This is a genomic window from Pseudooceanicola atlanticus (assembly GCF_000768315.1).
Classification (GTDB): Bacteria; Pseudomonadota; Alphaproteobacteria; order Rhodobacterales; family Rhodobacteraceae; genus Pseudooceanicola; species Pseudooceanicola atlanticus.
Window position 1 is genome coordinate 1 of record NZ_AQQX01000025.1, and the last position, 26,950, is coordinate 26,950.

Genomic DNA, 26,950 nt, shown 5'->3' on the forward strand with positions numbered 1-26,950 from the left:
CGCCCTTGAGCGTGTCGTCGCCATCGTTGCCGGTGATGCTGTCGCTCTGAGACCCGCCGATAATGACCGTTGCGTCGTCGCCTGCGGTGACATTTCCGCCGGTCGTATCGCCGATGGTGACCATCTGGCCCGCATTGGCCGAGGCCAGCTGCACCGATCCGGTGCCGTCCAGAACAACCTGGCTGGCCGAGGTCACACCGCTGGCGCCGTTATCGCCCCGTGTGTTCAGGGCCAGGTCGCCGCCGCCGAAGCGGATGGTGATCGCGCCGGTTTCCGATCTGGTGGCGATCGCATCGTCGATGGTGACGTCGTAATTGCCGACCACGTTGGTCAGGTCGATGATCTCGATTGATGTCAGCGCATCCAGACGCGCCTCGCCCAGCTGGGTGACGGCTCGGTTGCCGAAGACCCGCAGCACGTCCAGCCCGACCCCGCCATTGAGCGTGTCGAGCGACGCGTCGAGTTGGCCGAGGTTCCCGGCCAGATCGAAGATGTCGTTACCGGCGCCCCCGGTGAAATTGTCGGCCCCATCGGTCAGGGTGAAGAGTTGCGAGGCGCCCTGGCCTTCGAAGATGAAGTCAGCGGCGCTCAGGGATGCGTCATCCACCCCCGTCAGAATGATCGAGGTGGTGCCGTCAGGTAGATCGACCCGGGCATTGCCGTTATTCGCGGAGATGGTCAGATCGTCGAAACCAAGGCCGGCAAAGGCCTGCAAATCGATCAGTTCATAGGCAGTGCTGCCCGCAAAATCAGTGATGGTGGTGGTACCGCCAGCCTCGACCACGAAGCGGTCGGTGCCAGTGCCGCCGGTGACGGAATTGACGCCCGCGCCGACGGTGATCTCGTCATTGCCCGCCCCTGCCAGGATCGTATCGTTGCCGGCCCCCGAGGATAGGGTGTCGGCGCCATCGGACGCTGTGATGCTGTCATTGCCAGCCCCGCCCTTGACCACCGTGGCGCTGGGCCCGGTAACGACGTCGCCACCAACGGCATCTGAGATGGAGGCCATCTGCCCCGGTGTTCCCGGGGCCAGGGTGACGGTCCCGGTGCCTTCGACCACGATCTGGTCGGCCGAGGTCACGCCGCCGGTGTTCAGTGACAGCGGATTGCCGTTGAAGCGGATGGTGAGCGCGCCGGTATCGGATTGTGCGGCCGTGCCTGCATCCACCGCCACATCCAGCGACCCGGTCACGTTGGTCAGGTCGAGGACCTCGATTGAGGCCAGTGCATCCAGCCGTGCCTCACCCAAAACCCGGTCCGCGCCGAAGACGCGCAAGACGTCGGTGCCGGCGGCACCGTCCAGGCTGTCGATTGACGCATCCAGCTGTGCCGTTGCGCCGACAAGGTCGAAGATGTCGTTGCCGGCCCCGCCGGTGAAACTGTCCGCCCCGGCCGAAAGGGTGAAGAGCTCGGGAGAGGCCTCACCGTCGAAGATGAAATCATCGGCATTCAGATCCGCCGCGGCGACGCCGGTCAGCACGACGATCGTGCCATCGGGCAGGGCGACGCGGGCATTGCCACCATTCGCTGTGATCGTCAGATCGGCAAAGCCGACGCCTGCGAAGGCGCGTAGGTCGATCAGTTCATAGGCCCGGTGGCCTTCGAAATCGGTGATGGTAGTGGTGCCGCCGGCTTCGATCACGAAGCGGTCGGTTCCCGTGCCGCCGGTCACGGTATTGGTGCCGGTCCCTGTGGTGACTATATCATTGCCCGCCCCGGCCAGGATCGTATCGTTGCCGGCCCCCGAGGATAGGGTGTCGGCGCCATCGGACGCCGTGATGCTGTCATTGCCGTCCCCGCCCTTGACCACCGTGGCGCTGGGCCCGGTGACGACGTCGCCACCAACGGCATCGGAGATGGAGACCATCTGCCCCGGGGTCCCCGGGGCCAGGGTGACGGTTCCGGTGCCTTCGACCACGACCTGGTCGGCCGAGGTCACGCCTCCGGTGTTCAGTGACAGCGGATTGCCGTTGAACTTGATCAGCAGGCTACCGGTATCGGACTGGGTCGCATTGTCGGCATCTACCGCCACATCAAGCGATCCTGTCACGTTGCTCAGATCCAGAACCTCGACGGATTCGAGCGCATCCAGCCGCACGGCGCCCAGCACGCGGTCCGCGCCGAAGACGCGCAGCACATCGATGCCCGCACCGCCGACCAGACTGTCGACACTGGCGTCGAGCTGGCTGATCTGACCGATGAAATCGAACAGGTCGTTTCCGTCCCCGCCGGTAAAGCTGTCGGCCCCGTCGGAGAGCACGAAGATCTCGGGCACGGTCTGGCCGGCAAAGAGGAAATCCCTGGCGCTCAGGTCGCTATGGGCGACGCCGGTCAGCACGAAGACGGTGCCGTCGGGCAGCACGATGCGGGCATTGCCGCTGGAATCGGACAGGCTCAGATCGCCGAAGGTCAGCCCGGCAAAGGCCGTCAGGTCGATCAGCTCGTATTTGTCGGCGCCCTCAAAATCGGCGATGGTGACGCTTTCACCGGCGCTGATCACGAAGCGGTCGGTGCCCGCGCCACCCGACACGGTGTTGGTTCCGGTGCCGCCGGACAGGACGTCATTGTCGTCCCCGCCCGAGATCTCGTCATTGCCGGCTCCGCCCGACAGCGTGTCATCGCCGCCGGAACCGGTGATCGTGTCGTCCAGCGCCCCGCCGACCACGGCGTCAGCCTTGTTCTGACCGGTTACATGACCGGCATAATGGTCGGAAATGGTCACGCCCTGGCCATCGGCATCCCGCAGGGTCACTTCGCCCGTGCCCTCGACGACCACGTCACCGGCGGAGGCGACGGTTCCGGTCAGCAGGATCGTGTCGTTGTTACCGATCTTCACGGTGATCGATCCGGTATCGGAACTGCTCACCATGGCCTGGGTGATTTCGACCTCCAGCGGGCCGCTCAGGGCCTCGGCGCCGGACATGTCGATGATCTCGATCCCGGAGATGCCGGGGATCCGCGCCGCGCCAAGTGCTCGGTCCTCGCCCCAGATCCGCAGTACGTCGGTGCCCGCGCCGCCATCGAAGGTATCATTGCTGTTGAGCTTGGCGAAATTTCCCTTCACCTCAAAGATCTCGTCGGCCCCGGTCCCGACGAAATTGTCCGCCGCATCCGAGAATTCGAAATCCGGGGACAGACTCAGCGCCTCGGCCACGGCCTGGACCGTGTCGCCGTCGAAGATGAAATCCGCTGCGGTCAAGTCACCCGAAGCAACCCCGGTCAGGGTGATCGTCGTCGCACCCGAGGTGATACGGGCATTGCCACCATTGGCGGTGATGGTGAGGTCGGAGAAGTCGACACCCGAGAGCGCGCGCAGGTCGATCCGCTCCATCGGGTCGGTGACATCGAAATCGGAGATCGTCAGGGTTTCGCCGGAGGTGACGACGAAGGCATCGGAATTGGCCCCGCCCTCGACGGTGTTGCTACCCGCCCCGCCCGACAGCAAGTCATAGCCGTTGTCGCCGGCCAGAACGTCGGCACCGCCGCCGCCATAGAGCCGGTCGTTATCGTCACCGCCATCCAGTTCGTCCGCGCCGCCGCCACCGGTCAGGATATCGTCGCCGATATTGCCGGTCAGGGTATCCGCTTGGTCCGCGCCGGTGATGGTCTCGCGGCCATTGCCGCCGATGATGGTCGCGCCGGAGCCCAGGGCAGAGGAGACACTGACCGCGGCGGGGGCCGCATCGTAGAGTGTCACGGTGCCGGTGCCGTTGATTTCCACGGTGCCCGTGCCTGGGGTCACCAGGCGCATGTCCAGCGACAAGGGATCGCCGTCGAAGGTCAGGCGCAGTGTATCATTGTCCGATTGCAGGATAGAGGCATCGTCCAGCGCGACGATGGCGCTGGTGGCGATGGTGAAATCCAGCTCGTCGATGCCGGTCGTATTGGTCAGGTGAACGGAGCCGTTGATGCCCAGGGCCAGGTTGCGTTCGAAATAGAGCGTGTCGAACCCGGCGCCCGCCGCGATCGTGTCCGATCCTGTCAGGTTACCATTGGAGGACGGAACCTCGACGGTTTCATCTGCGGCGGTACCGGTAATGGAATCGGCATTCTTCGAAAGGCGGCCAATAATGGTGGACATCCGGGGTATCTCTCCTGCTGCGGGCTGCTTTCTGCGCCCATGCCACATGCGTCAAAATACTTTTTTTATCGTTATTGACCGCGATTTCGGGCGGCGAATTCTCGCCGGTTCCTTAATAAAAAAGATGTCGGCATTTTTTAGCTTATGCCGAATCGAAGCCCGCGCATGCAAGGGGATGCACGCGATTAAAGGCACTTTTCATGCCCCGGGTTGCAAGAGAGACTCAGATCGGGCGGTTTTGACGCTCAGGCCGATTTACGCTGCTGACGCAAATCTTTCTGCAGGCGGATGACCATGTTCTTGTACTTGTTCACCTCCTGGTTCATTCGCGCCAGGAGCATTGTCGGGTCCTCGGCCTCCGCCGCCCATTTCTGATAGGATTCGTCGTTCTCCAAAGCGGCCACGGCCTCGGTCAGGTCGACCGGGGGCTGATCGGACACGCCGTAACGGACTAGGAAGGTCTGAATGATCTGTCCAACCACCACGTCGGAAACATGGCGCCGGTCGCGCTGCCAGGACAGGGCCGGGTCCGAGGTCACTACCGCCTCGTAGCTGGGGAAATAGTCCATGCTCTCGGTGCGTTCGGCCAAGCGCATCGCGGCGACGCGCAGGGTCGACTTGGAGGTCATGTTGGCGATGACGATATCCTCGTCGGTGAAAGTCCGGCCCAGGGGCACGGGCGACACGGTGACGATGCGTTTCTGGCCGGGCTTGCCGTGGGTTTCAAGAATCGTTCGAATTTCCTCCAGCGCGGCCTCGACTTCTTCCAGGCTGAACCGGTGGAAGGCGAAGCGATCGCCGTCGCGGGCCAGCAGCTTGGGGCTCGGTGCCTCGTTCAGATGCAGGCCGGTCACGGTATCGATCCAGCTTTCGATCAGGCCAAGGGTCAGCACGACCACGTCGGCCTCGAAGGCCTGGGCGAAATACTGGCGGACTTCCTCGCGGCGAGCCATCAGCTCCTCGGCGGTGTCCCGCCCGGCTTTGCCCGACAGGTAGGGATCGTAGAAGAACCCGCCCGCCAGCGGCAGCAGCGCCGCCTCGGGATAGGCTTCGATCCCGGCGGCCCATTTCAGTTCCTGCAGGATCGAGGTCGGGGTGTACTTGTTGAATACGCCGCCTTCGCGGGCGCTCTGGTCGCCGAGGTCGCGGACCTTGATATTGAGGCTGGTAACAGTGGCGCCTGCCTGTTGCAGCCGTTCTTCCACGTTGCGCGCAAAGCACGACCCGATGGCGAAGAAGGTGTCGTCGGGCTTGGCGGAAAAGCTCTGCTTGCCCAGGGGGACGATGATGCGGTCCTCGATGCGTTCGGCGGCGGAACCGTCGCCCTTGCTCCAGCGGTCATGGGCGTTGGTACGGCTGAGATCGAGGGCTTCTTTTGCTGAAATCATGGGATCATTATTCCTGTCGTGCCGCAATGGACGTATCTGGCACGGAAAATGGTGGAGCCTGCGGCCGCGTCGTCGGCACGGGGGCTTTCGCAAAGGTCATTTGCAAATCCCCGGGCTGGCGGGCCGACAGGGCGGATGTCCTGTCCTCATAGAAACGGGTTTTTCGCTGCACGTGCAAGATGATTTGTGCGCGCGTGGGCAAAGCCTTGCCGTGAATTTGCGCAAAAAGGTTGCACTGTATCGCCGGCTGCGGCACATATCGCCGGAACGATTGGCCAGCCCTGTCGCGCCCTAGGCCCGGCCCAGGACGCAGGCAGTTGAGAGTACGAGCGTATATGGCCGAGCATATCGAAGACAAGACAACCCTCATCGTGACCGGCGTGGCCCGCAGTGGCACAACTGCCCTGGGCGAATTGCTCAATGCCCATCCCCTGGTCGGTCTGGGGATCGAACGGTTCAAGTTCCAGTTCCTGCGTGAAGATAATTTCTCCGCCGACCTGTTCACTCGCGAACGGTTCTTCGATTTCCGGCCGGAAGACACCAACCTGATCCCCGAGCTGCGCCCGGCCTGGGCCCCGACCTACGAGACGATCGCCGAGAAATGGGACAGCGCCCGGGTGATCGGTGACAAGGTGCCTGACCTGATCCCGGTCCTGCACCGGTTCTTCGAGGAAAATCCCGGCTTTCGCTATATTTCCATCCTGCGCAACCTCAAGGATGTTGGCCTGTCCTGGCAGACCCGGGCCGATAAACCCCGCGATGCCTGGCCTGCCGGCAAGGGCTTTGTCGCCGCCTGCGAAAGCTGGGCCGAACAGATGGGTATCCTGCATGACATGCTGCGGGACCGGAAGATGCGCGAAAAGGTCCTGCTGCTCGATTACGATTCAATGTATGATGATCCCGAGATGACGGAAGCGGCACTTCTGGCGTTTCTCGACCTGCCTGAGGATGAAAGCTTTTCCGAAGTCTTGCGGTCCCATGCCGAGTTTGCCATGAGCAGGGAGCCCCGCAAGGTGCCCAAGAAGTTTGCTGAAGAGTATCGCGCCGTGGAGCAGGGACATATCCGCGGATTGCGTAAGGTTGCGAGGGAGCAGGCCGAAATTTGGTCGGCCCGCTACGGCGTCTCCCCGGGGGCGCTCTGAAACGAAATTTTGAGGCCGGACTTCCCGGCAGGCCAGGATGACGGCGAAAACATTTCTGACCCGCGTTGCAAGGCGGCTGATCAAAAGCGGCCCTCCGGGCTATGTTGACCATATGGATGCCGCCCGCATCGCCGGCTGGGCCTATGACCCCTCCGATCCTGGTTCTCCCGCGCTGCTGAGCGTGCATGTCGATGGCCGACCCGAGATGAACATCATCGCGGATCTGGCCCGGGAAGATGTGCAATCCGCGGGTCTCGGCCCGCTGCGCTGCGGGTTCGATGCAACGCTGCCGCGTAAGCTGCGCGACGGCAAGGCCCACGAGGTCGTGGTGCGCCTCGGGATCGACGGGCCCGAATTGCGTGGCGGACGACTGAAGATCGAGGCCACCGGCAGCCCCGAAGAGTCGGCCTCCGCTCCCGCGGACCCCGATGAGCTGCGTGACGAGGCCGCTGCAGAGGCAATCCAGGTCAGTACCGTGCCGCAAGCCGCTGCCCGGGAAGAGCCTTTCACCTCCGAAGGGGTGGCCTTCTTCGATCCGCTGACCGCCTCGGTATCCGGCTGGGCCAATGGCTGCTCGCAGGTCACCGTGCGCTTCGATGATGGCACTCGAGAGACCGTTGTGCTGGATCGCGAGGTGCCGGGTTTCGGCACCGGCTCGCGGCAGGGGTTTCGGTTGAACGTGCCCGACATTCTGCGTGACGGCACCACGCATGAGGCCGTGGTCCAGTTCGACCAGGGCGGACGCCGCCTCGATGGCTGTCCGGTCAGCTTTGCCCTCGCGCCCGAGCGGCTTTTTGTCGAGATCGAGGACCTCAATGCCGGCCGTCTGACCCTGGATCTGCGCGATAGCGAGGCACGCCGCGTCGAGGCGCAGGTCGTTCTCAGGGCCGACGGAACCGACCTGCCTTCCGAAAGTGCCGGGGGCCGGGTCATGGCGGATCTGCCGCCAGGGGCACGGGCGTTGACCGTCGAGGCCGCCGGGACCGGAGAACTGCTGGCCCGTTTCGCCATCACCGGCGAGAAGATCGAAGCGGAACTGATCCGCGACCTGCCCGCCAGTGCCCTGGCAGAGGAGGCCTGCGCCACCGCTCGCGCCGCTTTCGACACCTTCTGCGCCGAGCCCGACGACCGGTTCGATCCACTCTGGTATCGCTGGGCGGTTCCGGCCGCGCGCGGTCTGGATGCGCCTGAGGACCTGATCGCCCATTACCGCGACACCGGTGCCGCGGAAGGATATTCTCCCGGTCCATTCTTCGATGAGGCCGCCGCCCGAGCCCATTACCCGGCCGCAGCTGATGCGGTAGCAGAGGGGCGCCTGCCTTGTCTCTTCGCACTGGAACTGGCCCGGGGTCATGGGGCGCTGGAAACCTTGGCCGGGCTCAGCCATGAACTGCGTCGCGTGCTGGCGCGCAAATACAATGCCGGCGACCAGGCCGGGGTGCTGCACAATGCGGTCCGCGACGACAGGATGATGGTCGAGGACGCGCCGGAGCCCGACATGCCGATCCCGGCGCGGCTGGGGGCGCCGGTCGCCACGATGGCGCCGCCGGAATCGATCTATGCAGCCTGGCTGTCACGGCTCGACATGTCGGAAAACACCCAGCTCGAGATCGACCGTGACGACCTGGCAATGCGCCGCGATATCGCCTCCGTGGCACTGACCCGCAAGCCGCTTGTCACGATCATTATGCCGACCTGGAACCGTGCCTTCACCATCGGCGAGGCGATCCAGAGCGTCATCGAACAGAGCTATGACAATTGGGAGCTGATCATCTGCGACGATGCCAGCGAGGACCGGACCGCCGACGTGGTCCGTGACTTCGCCGATCCGCGCATCCGCTACATGAAGTTCCTGAAGTCGAACGGGGCGGGGGCACGCTCCAAGGGCCTGGCCCATGCGCGCGGCGAATACATCGCCTATCTTGATAGCGACAATATCTGGCATCCGCTGTTCCTCGACATGATGCTGCGCCGGCTGCTGGCCACCCCTGGCACCGAGATCGCCTATGCGGCCTATCTCGATACCGAGATCCAGGGCGCCAAGGTGACCTTGCAGGAGATCTCTCGCCCAACCTTCCGTCCGATCCGGCTGAGCTCGCGCAATTTCATGGATCTCAATTCAATCCTGCATCACCGCCGGCTCTATGATTGGATCGGCGGCTTCGATACCAGCCTGCCGCGGCTTCAGGATTGGGACCTGGCGCTGCGCTACACGGCAGTGTTCCGGCCGATCTTCGTCAACCATGTCGGCGTCTTCTACCGTCGCAACGTGGCTTGGGGGCAGGTGACGCACCTGTTCATGAACTCCACCGCTCGCGACACGGTGGGGGAAAAGACCCAGCGACGCCTGGAGCACGGCCCGCAGCCGCTCGATATTCCCTGGCCCGACCGCGGCCGGGTGACGGTGCTCTGCGGCGGGGCGCTCGGTCATCGTCCGACCGTGACCGACAGCAGTCTTGCCGAAAGCCTGGCGCATCTCGCAGCGGCCCATGCCGGGGTCGATCTGGTGGAGCTCGGTTCCGACGACCAGTCCGCTGCCCGGGCTGACGACCCCGCGGGGCTGGTACGCCACACCGTACCGCTGGCCCTGCAGCGCGACCCCCTGCGGCTCAGCCAAGTGCTGGCGAGTTTGCTGCGTGGCCGGCCGATCCTTGCCGTCGGGCCGACCGGGTCCTATCTGCGCCGCCTCGAAGGGGTGGATCATGACCGGATCTGGCGCCTGCGACCGGCCGGGGACGGTACAGCGCTGATCGGGCTGGAAAACCCCACCATCCGCTTCGACCTCGGGGCGTTGCCCCTAGCGCTGCCCGCGGGGGATCACGCCCCGGCGGAGATGACCGTACTGGGCTTGCTGCCAACGCGGATGCCCGGCAAGGAGCGCAAGGCCCTGCGCGACAAGCTCGCCACAGAGGCACAGCGCCGCAGCCTGACCCTGCTGGTCCCCCCCGGCGAAGGTCACAGCCGCTGGATGCGCCATGACCGATCCGGCTGGAAGGCGGCGACCACCGATCCTGCGACCGGCCTGCCGGATCTGCTGGGCCAGGTTGCCATGACGATCTGCCTGACCCCGGTCTCCGAGCTCGACCCGATCGGGCTGTCGCTGTTGACCGCCCTGCAGGGGCAGGGGGTGCCGGCGACGGTGCTTCAGGATGCCGGCCGAGCCCGCGCCACCGGCTTTGCCCGGCAATGGATCGAGGCCCGCGCGGCCTATGAAATCCAGGTCAATGACCCGAAATGGATCTGTGACAAAGTCCGCAAGCTGCTCAGCGACGAGGCCGGGCTGGAGCGGCTGAAGGAACGCAGCCGGATCGTGCACAGCATTGCCTTCCATCCGGGTCAGGCTCGGGAGCGGCTGGGCTATGCGCTCTACCGGATGTGTCACGATCAGCCCCGCAAGGAGATCATCGATGGACGCGTCTGAGATTCCCCCGGTGCCGCACCCCCGTCCCGCACCGGTCGGCCTGGACATGACCCCGCTGCCGCTGGTGCCCCAGGGCCTTGTTATCCTGCCCGGGCTTGCCGGCCTGACGCCAGGGCAGGGGGCCGATCCCGAGCTGTCCGTAACACTGGCCAATGGCGACACTCCCGGCTGTCTGCGCATCGGGCGTACCGGCACCTGGATGCTCGACCCCCGTCCGACGGCGGATTTCGTGCTCGACCTGCCGGGTGCCGCCCCGCTCTTTGTCCAAGTGGGCGGCTGGTCTGGCCAGGTCGACCGGGTGCGCGGCGGGCTGATCATCGGCTGGGCCCGCAACACCCGCCATCCCGATCGCGACTGTGCTGTGGTGGCCTATGACGATCATGGCGTTGCCGCCATTGCCGTGGCCCGCGCTGCCGAAGGCGGTCGCTTCGTGCTGCTGCTGCCGCCCCGTGTCACCGGGGCCGGTCACGCGGTGTCGCTGTCGCTGGGCATTGCCGGGTCGGATTACCTTCTGCAGAATGGTCAGGTCACCCTGGAGCCGGCCCGCCGCGGTAGCCTCATGTCGATCCAGCCCCGCCCGGTGCAGGAGTTGATGATCCGCATCAAGATCTCGACCCCGAACCTGAAAGAGGCCCCGATGTGGGGTGATTTCCACTTCGCCAATTCCCTGGCCGCCGCCTTCGAAAAGATCGGCCACCATGCCGGGGTGGACACCGCGGATGCCTGGTACGCCCACCAAGCCCAAGAGGATGTCGTGCTGGCGATCCGTGGTCGACACCGGGTCAAGACCGATCCCGGCAAGATCAACATCATGTGGATCATCTCGCATCCCGACCGGATTCCCGACGAGGAATTTGCTGATTATGACCATGTCGCGGTGGCCTCAGATGTCTATGCCCAGGTCCTGAAGGATCGCGGCCTGCCTTCTGTCAGCGTGATGCACCAAGCCACAGATGCCCGGCTCTTCAGCCCCGACCCAGAGGTCGATCGCCTGCCCGCGGGTCTCTTTGTCGGCAATTCACGGAAGGAATACCGCACCATGGTGAAATGGTGCATCCGCAAGCGCCTGCCGGTGGAACTCTACGGCGGCGGCTGGGAGGGCGTACTGCCCCCGGGCCTGGTGCGTGGCACCTCGATCGCCAATGCGGATCTGCCCGATTACTATCGCAGCCATCTGCTGCTGCTGAACGACCATTGGGACAGCATGCGCGAAAACGGGTTCCTGTCGAACAGGCTTTTCGACGGATCGGGCGTGGCCACGCCGATCCTGACAGATCCGGTGCGCGGCTTAGCCGATGTCTTCGGCGACGCGATTTCCGAGGCTGGCGATGCGGAGCAATTCGTCGCCGTGGCCGAAGATTGTTTCGCCGATCCCACTCCCTATCTGGACCGCGCGGCCCGGGCCCACGACATCGTCATGGCCGCTCACACCTTCGACCATCGCGCTGTGACGTTCTCGGAAATGATCGATCACATCGCAGCGCGGAAGCGGCGCCTAGGGTAAGGTGCGCCCGGCCTAGGCCGGGCCGCGCATATGACTTCAGCTGGTGCCGAACAGGTCCCGGGTGAAGGTCTTGTCGGCCACGTCCTCCAGTTCCTCGCTCAGGCGGTTGGCGACGATGACATCGGCCTGGTCCTTGAAGGCAGCGAGGTCGCGGACGACCTTGGAGCCGAAGAACTCGTCCTCTTCCATGGCCGGTTCGAAGATCACGATCTCGATCCCCTTGGCCTTGATCCGCTTCATGATCCCCTGGATGGAGCTCTGGCGGAAATTGTCCGACCCGGCCTTCATCACCAGGCGGTGGATGCCCACGATCCTGGGTTTGCGCGCCAGGATCTGCTCGGCGATGAAATCCTTGCGGGTGCGGTTGGCCTCGACGATGGCCAGGATCAGGTTCTGCGGCACCTCGGAGTAATTGGCCAGCAGCTGCTTGGTGTCCTTGGGCAGGCAATAGCCGCCATAGCCGAAGGAGGGGTTGTTGTAATGCGTGCCGATCCGCGGATCGAGGCCCACCCCCTCGATGATGTGCCGGCTGTCCAGCCCATGCGCCAGGGCATAGCTGTCCAGCTCGTTGAAATAGGCCACCCGCATGGCGAGGTAGGTATTGGCGAACAGCTTGATCGCCTCCGCCTCGGAGGAGGGGCAGAACAGCGTCGGAACATCGTCGTCGATCGCGCCTTCCTGCAGCAGCGCGGCGAAGGTGCGGGCACGGTCGCTGTCCTCGCCCACGACGATGCGCGACGGGTGCAGGTTGTCATAGAGCGCCTTGCCCTCGCGCAGGAATTCCGGGCTGAAGACGATGTTGCCATTGCCGGTCCGGGTCCGCAAATCGGCGGTATAGCCCACGGGAATGGTCGACTTGATGATGATCGTGGCGGCGGGATTGATCCGGCTCACCGTCTCGATCACCTGTTCGACCGAGGAGGTGTCGAAGAAGTTGGTCTCGGGGTCGTAATTGGTGGGCGTGGCGACGATCACGAACTCGGCGCCGGCAAAGGCGGTCTCGGGATCGGTGGTCGCGATCAGATCCAGCGTCTTGGTGGCCAGGTAATCTTCCAGCTCGGCATCGACGATGGGAGATTTCCGGTCGTTCAGCATCGCGACCCGGTCTTCGCTGATATCGAGCGCCATCACGGTGTTGTTCTGGGCCAGCAGAACGGCGTTGGACAGGCCGACATAGCCGATCCCGGCAACGGCAATGGTTTTCCCTGACATCTATGCCTCTTTGAAAATGTGGTCTTCGTGGCAGCAGGTATAGCAAGTGCAGCGGCGATGCCCACAGGCAATCTGCGCAATTGCCGGGCGCGGGGGGATCCGCGCGGCAAAGTGCCTGTCACGGCGCCAGGTAGTGTTAAGAATTGTTAAGGTCGGGTCGGTTTTTCCTGAAAACGGGAACAGGCCGCAAAATCGCGCAAACGCTTGCCAACAAGGCCTAGCGCCTTGGACAAATCGTCCAATTCGACGTCAGATTCGGCCTGTTGAGCAATGGAAGGTATCTAGATCTGCGTTTCATTCAGGATGTCCTTTCAGCTCTTAACATCCTGTCACGATCCAAAAGTCCTACTTTAGGGTAGCGTGCAACCGGCGACATGATTGGGCGCCTAGGTAATATTATGTTAATAATTTCCGCCGGCCGCGCGCTAAGGTATTCCTGACCTCCGGGTCCAAGCCGAATGTGGTACCCTGAGACCAATTCTTTTTGATCCGGAGGAAATTTCCGATGACCGCTACCTATGTTCAGGCCAACCGTACAACGACCCTCTTCATGAACGGCTCCGACTTCACTGTCGTGCTGGACGGAGGCAGTTTCACCACAGCTAACGACGCGATCGCCATGTCGAATGCGTTCAACACGACCGTGGTATCTGGCCTTGTCGCCTCGGAGTCCGGGGCCGCGATCCGCATCGTGCTGGGCGCCTCCGAGAACCGGGTGACCGTCGACGAGGGCGGGATGCTGGTCATGGGCGGCACCAACGGTGGTTCGGCCCTGATCAGTGAAGGCACGGATACGACAATTGCCAATGCCGGTGTGATCTCGGGCATTTACGGCGTCGCGGCGACCAAGGACAGCACTGATTTTGACCTACATAATACCGGTCGGATCTTCGGGACCCATCTAGATGGGGTCAACATCGAAAGCACCAATGCCGATATCACCAATACCGGCGATATCATCGGTGACCGATACGGGGTCGGGGCCGGGGTCTTTGGCAATCTGGAGCGGTTCTCGCTGTCCAATGCCGGTACGATTTCCGGTGCCACGGCCGTGGTGATCGACCAGGGCACCGACCACCAGGTACAGAACAGCGGCACCCTGATCGGCGGGGCCTTCTCTTTCTTCGGCAACAACAAGGGCACGCTGGAGCTGGAAAATTCAGGACAAATGATGGGTTCTGCCGTCTTCGGCACCGGCGATGACACAGTGACCAATACCGGCACCCTGTCTGGCGAAGTGGAACTGCGCAATGGTGGGGATCGGTTCAACAATTTCGGCGGCACGGTCACCGGCAACCTGCTGATGGGCGAAGGTGTCGATATCTATGACGGCCAGGGCGGCGGTATTGTCGGCGGTGTCGTCTTCGGCGGGCCTGGCTCGGATGTCTATTGGCTGGACATGCCCACCACCCGTATCTCGGAGAACCCCAATGAGGGTACCGACAGCGTGCTGAGCTTCTTCGATTTCCGCCTCGGTGCCAACTTCGAGAACCTCGCCCTGCAAGGGACCGGTGACCTGCGGGGCATCGGCAATACCGAGCGGAACCTGATCGTCGGTAATACCGGCAACAACCTTCTGGATGGCGGACGCAACAATGACACGATGACCGGCGGGGACGGCGACGACATCTATCATGTCCGCGCGCCCGGCGACACGGTCAACGAAAATGCCGATGAAGGCATCGACACCGTCCGGGCGTTCCGCTCCTATCTGCTGACCGACAACGTGGAGAACCTGCACCTGCAGACCACCGTCGCCATCAACGGCATCGGCAACGAAGAGGGCAACGAGATCGTCGGCAACATGGCCGACAACGTCATCATCGGCCGCGAGGGCAACGACCTGCTGCGCGGCCAGGGCGGCGCGGACACCTTCGTCTTCGATCGCGGCCTGAATGCCACAACCAATGTCGACACGATCCTCGATTTCGAAAGCGGGGTGGATGTGCTCAAGCTCAAGGGGTCTGTCTTCGGCTTTCCGGCGGCGGGCAACCTGCCCTCGGGGTCCCTACGCTTCGACACAGAGGCGCAAGACCTGAACGACCGGATCATCTACGATCAGGATACGGGCCGCATGTGGTTCGACGGCAATGGGGCAGCTGCCGGCGGCCAGACCCTCTTCGCCATCCTTGCCCCCGATACAGCCCTGCGCGCGGCAGATTTCGAGGTGTTCTGAGGGCCCGTTCCTCTTCCGAACCCTGATGGTCAACGCAATGCAGACCGGGCGAAGCGCAATCCCGCTCATGCCCGGATCTGCCCCTTTGATGCTTCCCCTCCACCCGAATTCACCATAGCGTTCAAGAGAAATTGAACAGCTTTGTTTTGGGGACATTGAATATGACAACTTATACGACCGCCGGATTCAACACTTCGACATTCGAAGAAGTTACCTTCGGCCTTGTTTCCGAAGCAGAATTCCCAGAGCTTGATTTCACCGTCAATTGGCGCGAACAGAACGGCATTTTCAATGCCGCTTTTGACTCCGACGCCGATACGATTTCGATCGACGGGCTCTCCTTCACCGAGAACAGCCCCTATCGCGATGTCTATTTCGTGCGTTACGATTGGGACACGGACAAGACGACTTTCGTGCTCAACCTCTATGACCAGGTCACGATGACCGGCTATTGGGTGCTGCTGGGAGGTGATCTCTTCGATATCTCCCAAGCTTCCACCTTCTATTCCCAGGTCACCGCGGGCACTGCCAGCAACCCTCTGCCGGGCACCGGCTTTGCCTCTGGGGAGGCGCTGCCCTTCGCGGACATCCCGAATGTCGTAGAGACGGAGAACGACCTCTTCGTCGGCACCGATGATGCGGATTGGGGCGCGACCGGGGTCGGAGAAGACACGCTGCTGGGCAATGGCGGCGATGACACGCTGAACGGCGAATCGGACAATGACAGCATCGAGGGCAATGCCGGCCATGATGTACTGGCCGGCGGATCGGGCGATGACAGCCTCTATGGCGGATCGGGCGATGACGACCTGGCTGGCGGCCCCGGCACCGACCTCCTGGATGGTGGGATCGGCAATGACCGCTACGTCTTGTCGGACGAAAACGACACCATCGTCGAAACCGCCAATACCGGGGATACGGACAGGGTCGCCGTGGCGATGGATTACACCCTGCCCGACTTCATCGAGGAACTGGAGCTGCTGGGCAGCGACGGCTATTCCGCCACAGGCAATGCGCTCGACAACCTGCTGATCGGCAATCGCGGCGCCAATTCCTTCGAGGGTGGTGCAGGGGACGATACCATGGCCGGGCGCGGAGGTAACGACACCTATTACTGGCGGGACCCCGGCGATGTGATCGTCGAGCGCCAGGGCTACGGCACCGATACCGTCCATGTCTTCGGCAATGCCCAGGCCCCGGCACATGTGGAAAACATGATCGTGCACGGCACGGGGGATTTCATCCTGTCGGGCAATGCAATGCACAACCGGATCGATGGCGAAGCAGGCAATGACCTGATCGCGGGCGGGCTCGGCAATGACAATCTCTTCGGCTATGCCGGGGATGATACGCTGATCGGTGGCGAAGGCCGTGACACGATGCGCGGCGGGTCCGGCAGTGACACCTATTACGGCGGTAGCAATGACACGGTGTTCGAAGAGATCAACGATCCGGGCATTGACCGATATTACTCTGCCCAAAACCATCTGAGCGGCTCTGAACTCCGCGGGATCGAGATTCTGGTTCTGACGGAGGAATATTCGTTCACTCGATATGCCTATCTCGATGGCGGCGACAATACCGTCCACGGCTCCGAGGGGCGCGACCGTATCGACGGCTATTCGGGTGATGACCGGCTGGAGGGCAACGGGCATCACGATCGGCTGAATGGTAACAGCGGCAATGACACGCTGCTGGGCGGCAATGGTCATGACACCCTGGAGGGAGGCTCCGGCGACGATCTCATGTCCGGCGGTGGCGGCAACGATCTTTACGTGGTCGAATCCGAGGGCGACCGCATCGTCGAAAGCGCGGGCGGTGGCAACGACACGGTCGAGACCAGAATCAACTATCATCTTGCTCCGACACTCGAATCCCTGGAGCTTTACGGCCTGAATGCAACCGTCGGTATCGGCAATAATGGCGACAACCACATCAGAGGCACGCAATACAACTACAGCTACAACCCACAGGTCGATTACGTCCTGCGCGGACAGGGGGGCAACGACTCGATCGTGTCGCGCAACGGTGACGACAGGCTTTACGGCGATGCCGGCAACGACACGCTGAGCAGCGATTGGGGCAACGACCGCCTGTTCGGTGGCTCCGGCGATGACAGCATGCGGGCCGGGCACGGGAACGACACCCTGCAGGGTGGTGAAGGGGCCGACACGATGGACGGCAATTATGGCCAGGACACCTATTTCCTGGACAATGTCGGCGATGTCATCGAGGGCGAGGGGAACGGCGTTTCCAGCCAGTATATCGATACTGTCTACACATCGGTTTCGGTCGACTTCAACGCGATGCAGGCCCAGATCGAGAACATCTACCTGCAGGGGACCGAGGATCTGAACATCGCTCGCCACAACCAGGGACGGCTTTCCGGCGAACTGCGGGGGAATGCCGGCGACAACACGCTGGACGGTTCGGCCCGCGCGATCGACGTGATGCTGGGCGGCTTGGGCAACGACGGCTATGTGGTCGAGAACAAGCGCGACGTCGTCATCGAAGGTGCGAATGCGGGCCAGGACGGTGTGCTGTCCTATGTCGACTATGCCCTGGCGGCCCATGTCGAACAGCTGCAACTGGGCGGCAACGCCAACATCAACGGATTCGGCAACGGGCTGGACAACGCGATCACCGGCAATGAGGCCAACAACATCCTGGGCGGCCGCGAAGGCAACGACACCCTGACCGGCGGCGCGGGCGAGGACAGCTTCCGCTTCGACCGGGCACTTGGCCCGGACAATGTCGACACGATCACCGATTTCTCGCGCAATGCCGATGTCATCCAGCTGCATTCCAATGTTTTCACCGCGCTGGCGGGCATGGCAGGTGGCACGCTGGATGCCGCAGCCCTGCGCGGCGGGACAGCGGCGATGGATGCCGACGACCGGATCATCTACGACCGGAATACAGGGCAGCTTTTCTACGACGAGGACGGCACAGGCGCGGCCGATCAGATCCTCTTTGCCGTGTTGAGCAACACCACCCTGGTCAACGAGACAGTGTTCGAGATCCTCTGAGGACGTCAAAGCGGGGGGCGGGCAGGTCCAGCCCCCCCGCCCTCTCAGAAAATCTCGATATCCGCTGCGGTGACCAGGGCGTTCTGTTCGAAGGTCGCGATCAGCACCTGGGCGCCCGCGCCGGTGCCATCCGCGTCGAACCAGAGCCGCCCCGTGGGCTGATCAAAGACGAAGCGATCATTCGCATCCGCCGCCGCACTGCCCGCGGCAAAGGCCGAGGCCAAGAGGATCCCCGCCGCCATGCCGCCGAATTCGGCGCCTTTCAGCTTCAGCATGTCGCCTTCATTTGCCGTGTTCACGTTGAAATCGATGATACGGTCCACGTTGTCCGGCCCGATTGCCCGGTCGAAGACGAATGTATCCGCGCCGGCCTGGCCCTTCAGCGTGTCGCGCCCCTCGCGGCCCACGATCGTGTTGTCGAAGGGGGTCCCGATGATGGTGTTGTCGAGCCCGTTGCCGATCCCGTTGAACTCGGTCGGATCGCCAGCCTTGGTGCGCACGGTCTGCATGAAGAGCTGCTCGATATGCGCCTCGAGAGCGTAGGAGCGGAAAGCCAGAACCACGTCATTGCCCTGGCCCGCCTGTTCGATCGCCGTATCGCCCGGCGAACGGATCAGGTAGCGGTCGTCGCCTTCGCCACCGACCAGCGTGTCGACGTTCTTGCCGCCATCCAGGATGTTGTCCTGGTCGTTACCGGTAATCCGGTTCTGCAACCCGTTGCCCGCACCGGTGATGGCGGTGCCGGTCAGCTCCAGATCCTCGATATGCTTTCGGCCCATGCGGAAATCGACGCTGGAGACCACAATGTCATGGCCCGCCCAGCTGCGGCTTTCAGCGACACGGTCAGCCACGTCGTCGACGATGATCCGGTCCGAGCCGGGGCCACCATTCAGATAATCCCCACCGGTACCGCCATCGAGCGTGTCATCCCCTGCCCCGCCGAAAAGCGTGTCTATTCCATCAAGACCAGACAACGCGTCATTGCCTCCGGCGCCATCGAGAGTGTCCTCGAAGATGCTGCCGGTCAGCACGTTGTTGCCCGCATCGCCCTGCAGGTTGACCGACGGCGGGGCCTCCGGATCCGCATACTCGAAGAGTTCGAAATTCGCCGCCGTCAATGGGGTGCCGGATTGCGAGCTATGGAAGATATCGAGCTGTGTGCCATTGGACATCGTCAGACGCGAAACATTGGAGAAGGGTTTTTCCACGGCGGCCAATACCGCCCCCACATCTGCAAATCCGCTGGCATAGAGCCGAATGAGTTCAGTCCCAAGCTCGAAATCGATGAGCCGTGCCAGGCCGCCCCCCATCTGAATGCGGAACTCATCCGTATCGGCTCCGCCACGCAGGCTGTCATTGCCGGCCCCGCCGATCATCGTGTCGATACCCGCGCCGCCATAGAGATCATCGTCGCCGGAGCCCCCTGCCATCAGGTCATCGCCGGACTGGCCGAACATCAGGTCCACGCCGGCCTGGCCGCGCAGAATATCAGACCCTTTTCCGCCTTGCATCTGATCCGCTTCGGATCCGCCCTCCAGGCTGTCATCACCGGATTGACCGAAAAGCGTATCCGCCCCGGAACCGCCAATCAGCGTGTCGTCACCTTCGTCACCCTGAATCTGGTCGGCCCCGCCCAGACCATCGATCAGGTCGCCGATGATCGTGCCAAACACGGTCTGATCATTGCCGGAGGTGGTCAGCGCAGGTGTGCTGCCCTGAGCCGTATAGCCGGTGATCTCGTAGCCGATATCGGCCAGCATCGCGAGATCGTAGGTCGAGGGGAGCTTGCGGGTGCCAGTCGTGGTGGTCGGATCCATAAGGACCTGGTTGCCGTCATACCCATCCTGAACATGCGAGAGGTTCCCCTCGAGCGGAATGCCGGCGCCGCTGGTCACAGCCAGAGCATTGGGTCCGTCAAAGACGCCACCAGCCGCGATCTGGTCATAGATCGGTGCGGTCCCAATCCCAAGAACGTGACCAATTTCGTGCAGGGCAGTGGAAATGAAATCCGAGGCGCCGGCCACGGGGCCGTCGATGTCGAAGCTCCAGTTCTTGGTGGGATCGAAACTGATCGTACCAGCCCAGGGTTCGAAATTGGTCACCGGTCCGGTGCCGCGGAAATCACCACTGACCCGCGCACGAAAGACATCCCCCGACGCAGAAGTACCGGAATAGCCCCCGACAGCCAGGGGACCGCCCAAGGCCTCGGCCCCGACAAAGATCGTCAGGCCGGTGATCGGCTCGTCCAGGGTCACCGTGCGCGTTGTGCCGTCAGAGGACGGATCATCCAGGGTAAAGCTGATTCCTGCGGGTACTGTCGCGAAGGTATCGTTGATGAGGCTGCCCCAGATGTCTCCGGCCTCTTCTAGGGCCGCGCGGCGGGCCGCGTCATCGAAGAATCCGGAGGAATCGAACCGGTAGTCGAAGGTGATTTCCAGCGCCATTTTCGTACTCCTACCCCGCTAGTCAGACAGGTGCAGTCTAACGTGCCCGGCTCGGCCCGGTCCAAGAAAACCTGCAGGCCGAGCCTGCGATCATCATACCAGAAAGATATCCGCCGCAGTCAGATCAGGTGCCCCGTCAAGGGTCATGATGACATGCGCCGCCGCGCCGCCCTTGCCGTCAAGATCGACGCGCAGCACCCCAGAGGATCGGTCGTAGAGCAAATGGTCATTGCCATCTAATGCGACACTATTCTGCCTGAAATTACCCAAGGCCAATGGCCCTTTCCCAAGCCCGACGAGGCCCGCCTTGATCCAGATTTCATCCTCGCCCGGAGTGAAATCGATAATCCGATCAATATTGTTCGGACCGATGGCCCGGTCGAAGACAAAACTGTCGGCGCCCCCCTGCCCTTTCAGCGTATCGCGTCCCTCGCGGCCGATGATCATGTTGTCGAACGGGTTACCCACGATCGTGTTGTCGAGCCCGTTGCCCACCCCGTTCACCCCGGCAACACCTTCGCCGGCAGCGTTGCGCAAGGTCTGCAGGTAGAGCCGTTCGACATGGGCATCGAGCGCATGGGCGCGGAATGCCTTGACCGTATCGATGCCACCGCCGGCCTGTTCAACCGCGCGATCTCCCGGAGCGCGGATATGATAGATGTCTTCCCCGTCCCCACCGACCAACGTGTCGTTGTTCTTGCCGCCATCGAGAATATTAGACCCTGAATTGCCCTGAATAACGTTTTCCAGCCCATTGCCGATACCCCGGATGTCAGCCTGGCCTGTCAGCTCAAGGTCCTCGATATGGGCGCGTCCCATCCAGAAATCGACTGAGCTTTCGACTGAATCGTGCCCTTCCCAGCGGCGGCTTTCCACCACCTGATCATCAAGATCGTCAACGCGGTAGTGATCGGACCCCGGCCCGCCATTCATCACATCCGCCCCCGCGCCGCCATCAATCATGTCGTCGCCACCGCTCGCCAGGATCGTGTCATTGCCTGCCCCTGCGGTCAGGACGTCACGGGCCTTCGACCCGGTCAATGTTTCGCTGGCATCGCTGCCGGTATCTGCAGCGACCATCTCTTCGAAAGCCTGGAACCAGCCAGGCAGCAGACGGTCCCCATCCAGCAGGGAAAGTGAGCGGATCAGCGCCGCATCGAAGGACGAACCATCGGTGCTTTCCAGCCGCAGCAATTCCTCGCCGAATGCCAGTTCAGCACCGTATCCGGTCGGGAGAACAGTCAGCTGGGAGGGGCTGCGCAAGAAGGTCCAGTTCGACAGGTCGAGCCGGTCAATGGCCGGGTTGAAATCGGTAATGATGTCCATCACGCCGTCGGCAGCCAGTACGAAGACATCCGCGCCCGCGCCGCCACTCAGCCGATCAGCCCCGGCGCCATCCATCAACACATCATCGCCATTGCCGCCGCGGAGGGTTTCAGCCCCTGCTCCACCGGCAAGTAGATCATCGCGATTGGTGCCCGCGAGATCCGCGGCGACATCGCTCCCGAGTCGCATGACACCCTGCGGCCCCGTGGCCACGTCGAGCCAGGTCACCCCGGCTTCGGTTTCGCTGGCCACGGCGATCCCGAGGCTGCCATCGGCACGGGCCAGCATGTCGAGCGCGGAGATGTCGGCCAAGGTGATGCCCGCATGATCGGCCAGGGTGTCGAGATGCAGCAGGCGCCCGCCGGGCAACAGCTGGAACAGGCTCAGCCCCGGCTCGGATCCGGCGGCGGCGACAAAGACCTGATCGCCGCGCGCGGCCACGGCGACATGGGCCGCGGTGCCGAACCGGGTCTCGGTACTGTCGAGCAGGTGATCGCGGGGGATCAGCGTGCCGTCGGCGGCAACCTCGATCACGCTGAGGCTGGAGGAGCCGCGCGCCGCGACAATGGCATAATAGCGCCCGGCCAGTTCCGCGACCTCGAGCGCGGAGGGCTGGGAGATGCCGATCCCGTCCGCCTGTTCGACCTGGTCACGCATGCGCAACCGGCCATCGCGGGAGGGAGAATAGCTGCCCAGCTGCACATCGCCGCCCGACAGGGCCAGCAGGTGCCCCGCGCCGTTCAGCGCAAACCCGTCCATGTCTATTAGACCACCGTTCTCAGCGGAGAGCTGCGAGTTTTGACCGGTACCTCCAGATAACTGTCCATTTTCGTCAATCATCCAGTGCCGTATCTCTCGTCCGCCCTCGACGGTATAGAGGTAGTCCTGGTCTCGGACGGTGAGCTGTTCGGCAAAGGTTAGAGCGCCGGGCAGAGCTGCCCCGGCCGGTTCCAGCATAGTACTGCCCAAATATCCGGCCCCCTCGAGCCTCCAACCGTGCAGACCTATACTGTCATCAAGTCCCGTAATGGCTATCCAGGATGTCGCCCCAAAGGTGATTGGTAAGATTCGCGTCACCGCGCCTGCGATATCCTCACCCGTAAAACGCACGTGATCGACCTGGGTAAAGCTACCACCTATAAAGCCATGTACGGTAATCCCTTCCCCGCCCGCCCGCGTGGTCGCGTAGACCAAGGGCCCGTTATCGCGATCCATGATTAATAGATCGACAATCCCCTGCGTGGACGCTTCGACTGGGTTAAAATCAGAGGCGATCACCCCTGATTCCAAAAATGTAAACTGCTCTTCGTCCGGCTGTACCAGCATATCCATATCCCCACCTTGATGAGGCTGGATATGCCGCGCCTCTGCCGCCGGGGCGGGACGGCGCGGTGGCCAGATTTGGGCGCTTCGTTAGACTTTGCTTAAGAAGCGTTGCGATCTCAGCCGCGGCCCATGGCCAGCGCTTCGAGATAGGCGCCGTAGCCGTTCTTGGCAAAGACCTTGGCCCGGTCGAGCAGCGCCTCCTTGGTGATCCAGCCCATCTGGAAGGCGATCTCGTCGGGGCTGCCGACCTGCTGGCCCTGGCGTTCGGTCAGGGTGCGCACGAAATTCCCGGCATCGAGCAGGGAGGCATGGGTGCCGGTATCGAGCCAGGCATAGCCGCGCCCCATCCGTTTCACCGACAGCAGCCCGTCATGCAGGTAGCTTTCCAGCAGCGTGGTGATCTCGAGCTCTCCACGGTCGGAGGGTTTGACCTCGCGCGCGCGCTGCGGCGCGCTGCCATCGAGGAAATAGAGCCCCGTCACCGCGTAGTTCGACGGCGGCACCGGGGGTTTCTCGACGATTTCGGTGACATTGCCGGCACTGTCGAAGGCGACCACGCCATAGCGTTCGGGATCGGCCACGTGATAGCCGAAGACGGTGCCGCCCCCGGTCTGACGCCCGGCCTGTTCCAGCATCTCGGGCAGGCCGTGACCGAAGAAGATGTTGTCCCCCAGCACCATCGCCGACGGCGCACCGTCGAGGAAATCCTCGGCCAGCAGATAGGCCTGGGCCAGCCCGTCGGGGCTGGGCTGGGTGATGTAGGTCAGCTCGATCCCCCATTGAGACCCGTCGCCCAGGGTGCGCTTGAACTGGTCCTGGTCATGGGGCGTGGTGATCACGCAGATCTCGCGGATCCCGGCCAGCATCAGCACGGTCAGCGGGTAATAGATCATCGGCTTGTCGTAGATCGGCAGCAGCTGTTTCGACACGCCGATCGTGATGGGATAGAGCCGGGTGCCAGAGCCCCCGGCCAGGATGATGCCCTTGCGGTTGGTCATGTGCTCAATGCTCCGAGGTCTTGCAGGATGTCGCGCAGGCCCTTGCGCCAGTCGGGGCGCGGAATGCCGAAGGTCGTCTCGGTCAGGCTGTTGTCGAGCCGCGAGTTCAGCGGCCGCTGCGCCGGGGTCGGGTAATCGCTGGTTGGAATATCCGCCACCTCGGGGCTCAGGCCCGACAGGCGGAAGATCTCGCGCGCGAAATCGGCCCAGCTGACATCGGGGCCGCCGGTGAAATGATAGGTGCCGGATTTCGCCGGATCCGCGATCAGTTGCGCGGCGATCGACAGGCAGGCATCGGCGATATCGGCGGCACAGGTCGGGCCGCCGACCTGGTCGGCGACGATGGTCAGCCGGTCGCGTTCCGCGCCGAGCCGCAGCATCGTCTTGACGAAATTGTTGCCATGCGAGGACACGACCCAGGAGGTGCGCAGGATCGCATGCGGGCCGCCCGCGGCGATGACGCCCTCTTCGCCGGCCAGCTTGGTCCGGCCATAGGCGCCCAGCGGGCCGGTCGGGTGATCCACGGCGAAGGGCGTGTCCCCTGCCCCGTCGAAGACGTAATCGGTGGAGACCTGGATCAGCGGCAGGCCGCGCGCCGCCGCCGCGCGGGCCAGCGCCGCGGGCGTGGTCGCGTTGACCATCAGCGCGACCTCTTCATCCTCTTCGGCGCGGTCCACGGCGGTGTAGGCGACGGCGTTGATCACCGCATCGGCATCGGTGCGGTCCACGAAGCCGGCACAGGTGGCGGGATCGGTGAAATCCGCCTCTTCCAGGCCGCGCACCTCGAGGGTGACATCCCCGGCGCGGCGTTGCAGTTCCTGGCCCAGCTGGCCGATTTCGCCGAAAACCAGCAGCTTCATTCCGCGTTCTCCTTCTGGCCGGTGCCCAGCCGTTCGCCGACGCCCTTGCGGGACAGGAGCGGGCGCCACCAGGCCTCGTTGTCGAGATACCAGTCGACGGTCTTCTCCAGCCCCTCTTCCACGGTAACGGAGGGCCGCCAGCCCAGTTCCTCGCGGATCCGGGTCGGGTCGATGGCATAGCGGGCATCATGGCCGGGCCGGTCGGTGACGAAGGTGATCTGGTCCGCATAGGACCCCTCCGCCTTTGGGCGCTTGCCGTCGAGGATCGTGCAGAGCGTCCGGACGAGTTCCAAGTTGGTGCGCTCGTTCTCGCCGCCGATATTGTAGGAGCGCCCCAGCTCTCCCTTCTCGACGACCAGCAGCAGCGCATCGGCGTGATCCTCGACGAACAGCCAGTCGCGGATATTGTCGCCCTTGCCGTAGATCGGCAGCGGCTTGCCGGCCAGCGCGTTCAGGATCACCACCGGGATCAGCTTTTCGGGGAAGTGGTAGGGGCCGTAATTGTTCGAGCAATTGGTCAGCACCACCGGCAGGCCGTAGGTTTCGTGCCAGGCCCGCACCAGGTGGTCCGAACTGGCCTTGGAGGCCGAGTAGGGCGAGCGCGGATCGTAGGGCGTGTCCTCGGTGAACTGCACGGAAGGGTCGGCGGGCAGCGAGCCGAAGACCTCGTCGGTGGAGATATGGTGGAAGCGGAACCCCGCGGGCTGGCCCTGCCCGACCCAGTAGGCGCGGGCGGCTTCCAGCATGTTGTAGGTGCCGGTGATGTTGGTTTCGATGAAATCGCCGGGCCCGTCGATCGAGCGGTCGACATGGGATTCCGCGGCCAGGTGCATCACCGCGTCGGGCCGGTGCGTGGCAAAGACCCGGTCCAGCGCCGCGCGGTCGCGGATATCGGCCTGTTCGAAGGCATAGAGCGGGCTGTCGGCCACCGGCGCGACATTGTCGAGGCAGGCGGCATAGGTCAGCGCGTCGAGATTGACCACCTCGTGGCCGCGCGCCACGGCCAGCCGCACCACGGCCGACCCGATGAACCCGGCCCCGCCGGTCACGAGAAGCTTCATGCCGCGTCCTCCGGCGTCCAAGTGAAGGGGCTGTCGAACCCGTCGAGCCCCGGCGCCACCGCGTCCTTCTCGCTCAGCACCGGATCGACGGTGAGCGGCCAGTCGATGCCGATCGCGGGGTCGTCCCAGACCAGAGCGCCCTCGGTCTCGGGGGCGTAATAGTCGGAACACTTGTAGATGATCTCGGTCTCGGGCAGCAGCGTGACGAAGCCGTGGGCAAAGCCCGCGGGCACCAGCAATTGCCGGCCGTTCTCAAAGCTCAGTTCGTAGCCCACCCATTGGCCATAGGTCGGGCTGCCCGTGCGAATGTCGACGGCGACATCGAAGAGCGATCCCTTGCCGCAGCGCACCAGCTTGTCCTGGGCATGGGGCGGGGCCTGGAAGTGCAGCCCGCGGATCGTGCCGACCTGGGCCGAGAGCGAATGGTTGTCCTGGCAGAACTCGATATCGATCCCCTGTTCGGCCAGTGCCTTGCGGCTGTAGCTTTCGGAGAAAAACCCGCGGTGATCGCCGAACCGGCGCGGGGTGATCAGCTTGACGCCCGGCAGCGCGGTATCTTCAATTTGCAAGGCATAACCTCAATGCTTGGACCAAATGCGCCCAACCTCTAGCAAGGCGGTCCGGGATCGTCTACGTCCATCGCCCGCCCCGACCAAAGGCCGCGGACCTTTCGCATGCGAAAGGTTGTTTCCTAGCTGCTATGGATGCAGATTAACGCATAATCACATAGGGTCTGTTGCCTTATGCACTTATCTTACGGAACTTGTCCCACTCACCACGGACTTTGGGTGAAAAGGTATTCATGCCGCTCTCCACACACCTAGACAACACGTCCGCAAAATTCGGTGGCGGGGGAAAGGGCAAGCATTTCATCTTGGAGCGCGAGGGAACTTCTCTAGCATTTTGCTACATCAGAAAGAATGCCAGTACAGCTGACCTGCCCCCTGTTGGTCCCTCGTTCATAATGAGAGTCTGCAGGTTG

Annotated in this window: 14 protein-coding genes; 5 read left to right on the forward strand and 9 right to left on the reverse strand. The window is 63.2% G+C overall.

All coding sequences use genetic code 11. The annotated features are described in order from the left end of the window. Positions 1–4,081: beta strand repeat-containing protein (locus ATO9_RS22080; protein WP_043754666.1), on the reverse strand; the 4,081-nt coding region annotated here is incomplete at its 3' end. Between the two features lie 245 nt (positions 4,082–4,326). After that, positions 4,327–5,469, reverse strand: a complete 1,143-nt coding sequence (locus ATO9_RS22085) for a GSCFA domain-containing protein (RefSeq protein ID WP_052418530.1) — start codon at positions 5,467–5,469, stop codon at positions 4,327–4,329. A gap of 335 nt (positions 5,470–5,804) precedes the next feature. Here ATO9_RS22085 and ATO9_RS22090 point away from each other — a divergent pair, with 335 nt between their 5' ends. From ATO9_RS22090 to ATO9_RS22100, 3 genes are read left to right on the forward strand one after another with little or no spacing between them, the layout of a single operon-like run. Next, positions 5,805–6,611, forward strand: coding sequence for a sulfotransferase family protein (locus tag ATO9_RS22090; RefSeq protein WP_043754668.1), 807 nt, complete (start codon positions 5,805–5,807; stop codon positions 6,609–6,611). Positions 6,612–6,648: 37 nt separating this feature from the next. Next, on the forward strand, positions 6,649–10,032 hold the full coding sequence (locus ATO9_RS23730; RefSeq protein ID WP_052418531.1) for a glycosyltransferase family 2 protein: 3,384 nt from the start codon (positions 6,649–6,651) through the stop codon (positions 10,030–10,032). Next, a complete protein-coding gene (locus ATO9_RS22100) occupies positions 10,019–11,536 on the forward strand; it encodes a glycosyltransferase family protein (protein WP_043754670.1) in 1,518 nt (505 codons plus the stop codon). The genes ATO9_RS23730 and ATO9_RS22100 overlap by 14 nt, the downstream gene beginning before the upstream one ends. A 36-nt stretch (positions 11,537–11,572) precedes the next feature. Here the strand turns inward: ATO9_RS22100 and ATO9_RS22105 are convergent, their stop codons facing one another. Continuing rightward, on the reverse strand, positions 11,573–12,748 hold the full coding sequence (locus ATO9_RS22105; RefSeq protein ID WP_043754672.1) for a nucleotide sugar dehydrogenase: 1,176 nt from the start codon (positions 12,746–12,748) through the stop codon (positions 11,573–11,575). A gap of 505 nt (positions 12,749–13,253) precedes the next feature. Here ATO9_RS22105 and ATO9_RS23735 point away from each other — a divergent pair. Both ATO9_RS23735 and ATO9_RS22115 read left to right on the forward strand, forming a co-directional pair. Next, positions 13,254–14,924 (forward strand): calcium-binding protein, encoded by a 1,671-nt coding sequence (locus tag ATO9_RS23735; RefSeq protein ID WP_052418532.1) that lies wholly within the window; start codon positions 13,254–13,256, stop codon positions 14,922–14,924. A 161-nt stretch (positions 14,925–15,085) separates the two neighbouring features. Further along, the gene (locus tag ATO9_RS22115) at positions 15,086–17,953 is read left to right on the forward strand and encodes a calcium-binding protein (protein WP_043754674.1); all 2,868 of its coding nucleotides are present in this window, start codon (positions 15,086–15,088) and stop codon (positions 17,951–17,953) included. 44 nt (positions 17,954–17,997) lie between these two features. Here ATO9_RS22115 and ATO9_RS23740 read toward each other — a convergent pair whose 3' ends face one another. The 6 genes from ATO9_RS23740 to rfbC form a co-directional block, all read right to left on the reverse strand. Next, positions 17,998–20,397, reverse strand: coding sequence for a hypothetical protein (locus tag ATO9_RS23740; protein ID WP_052418533.1), 2,400 nt, complete (start codon positions 20,395–20,397; stop codon positions 17,998–18,000). 93 nt (positions 20,398–20,490) lie between these two features. After that, complete coding sequence (locus tag ATO9_RS24975; RefSeq protein ID WP_162183090.1) at positions 20,491–22,680, reverse strand: calcium-binding protein; 2,190 nt, start codon at positions 22,678–22,680, stop codon at positions 20,491–20,493. Positions 22,681–23,165: 485 nt separating this feature from the next. Next, the gene (gene rfbA, locus ATO9_RS22130) at positions 23,166–24,047 is read right to left on the reverse strand and encodes a glucose-1-phosphate thymidylyltransferase RfbA (RefSeq protein ID WP_043754676.1); all 882 of its coding nucleotides are present in this window, start codon (positions 24,045–24,047) and stop codon (positions 23,166–23,168) included. Further along, positions 24,044–24,907, reverse strand: coding sequence for a dTDP-4-dehydrorhamnose reductase (gene rfbD / locus ATO9_RS22135; protein WP_043754678.1), 864 nt, complete (start codon positions 24,905–24,907; stop codon positions 24,044–24,046). The genes rfbA and rfbD overlap by 4 nt, the downstream gene beginning before the upstream one ends. Then, positions 24,904–25,968, reverse strand: a complete 1,065-nt coding sequence (gene rfbB, locus ATO9_RS22140; protein ID WP_043754681.1) for a dTDP-glucose 4,6-dehydratase — start codon at positions 25,966–25,968, stop codon at positions 24,904–24,906. The genes rfbD and rfbB overlap by 4 nt, the downstream gene beginning before the upstream one ends. Then, positions 25,965–26,537, reverse strand: a complete 573-nt coding sequence (gene rfbC / locus ATO9_RS22145) for a dTDP-4-dehydrorhamnose 3,5-epimerase (protein ID WP_043754682.1) — start codon at positions 26,535–26,537, stop codon at positions 25,965–25,967. The genes rfbB and rfbC overlap by 4 nt, the downstream gene beginning before the upstream one ends. Positions 26,538–26,950: the final 413 nt, after the last annotated feature.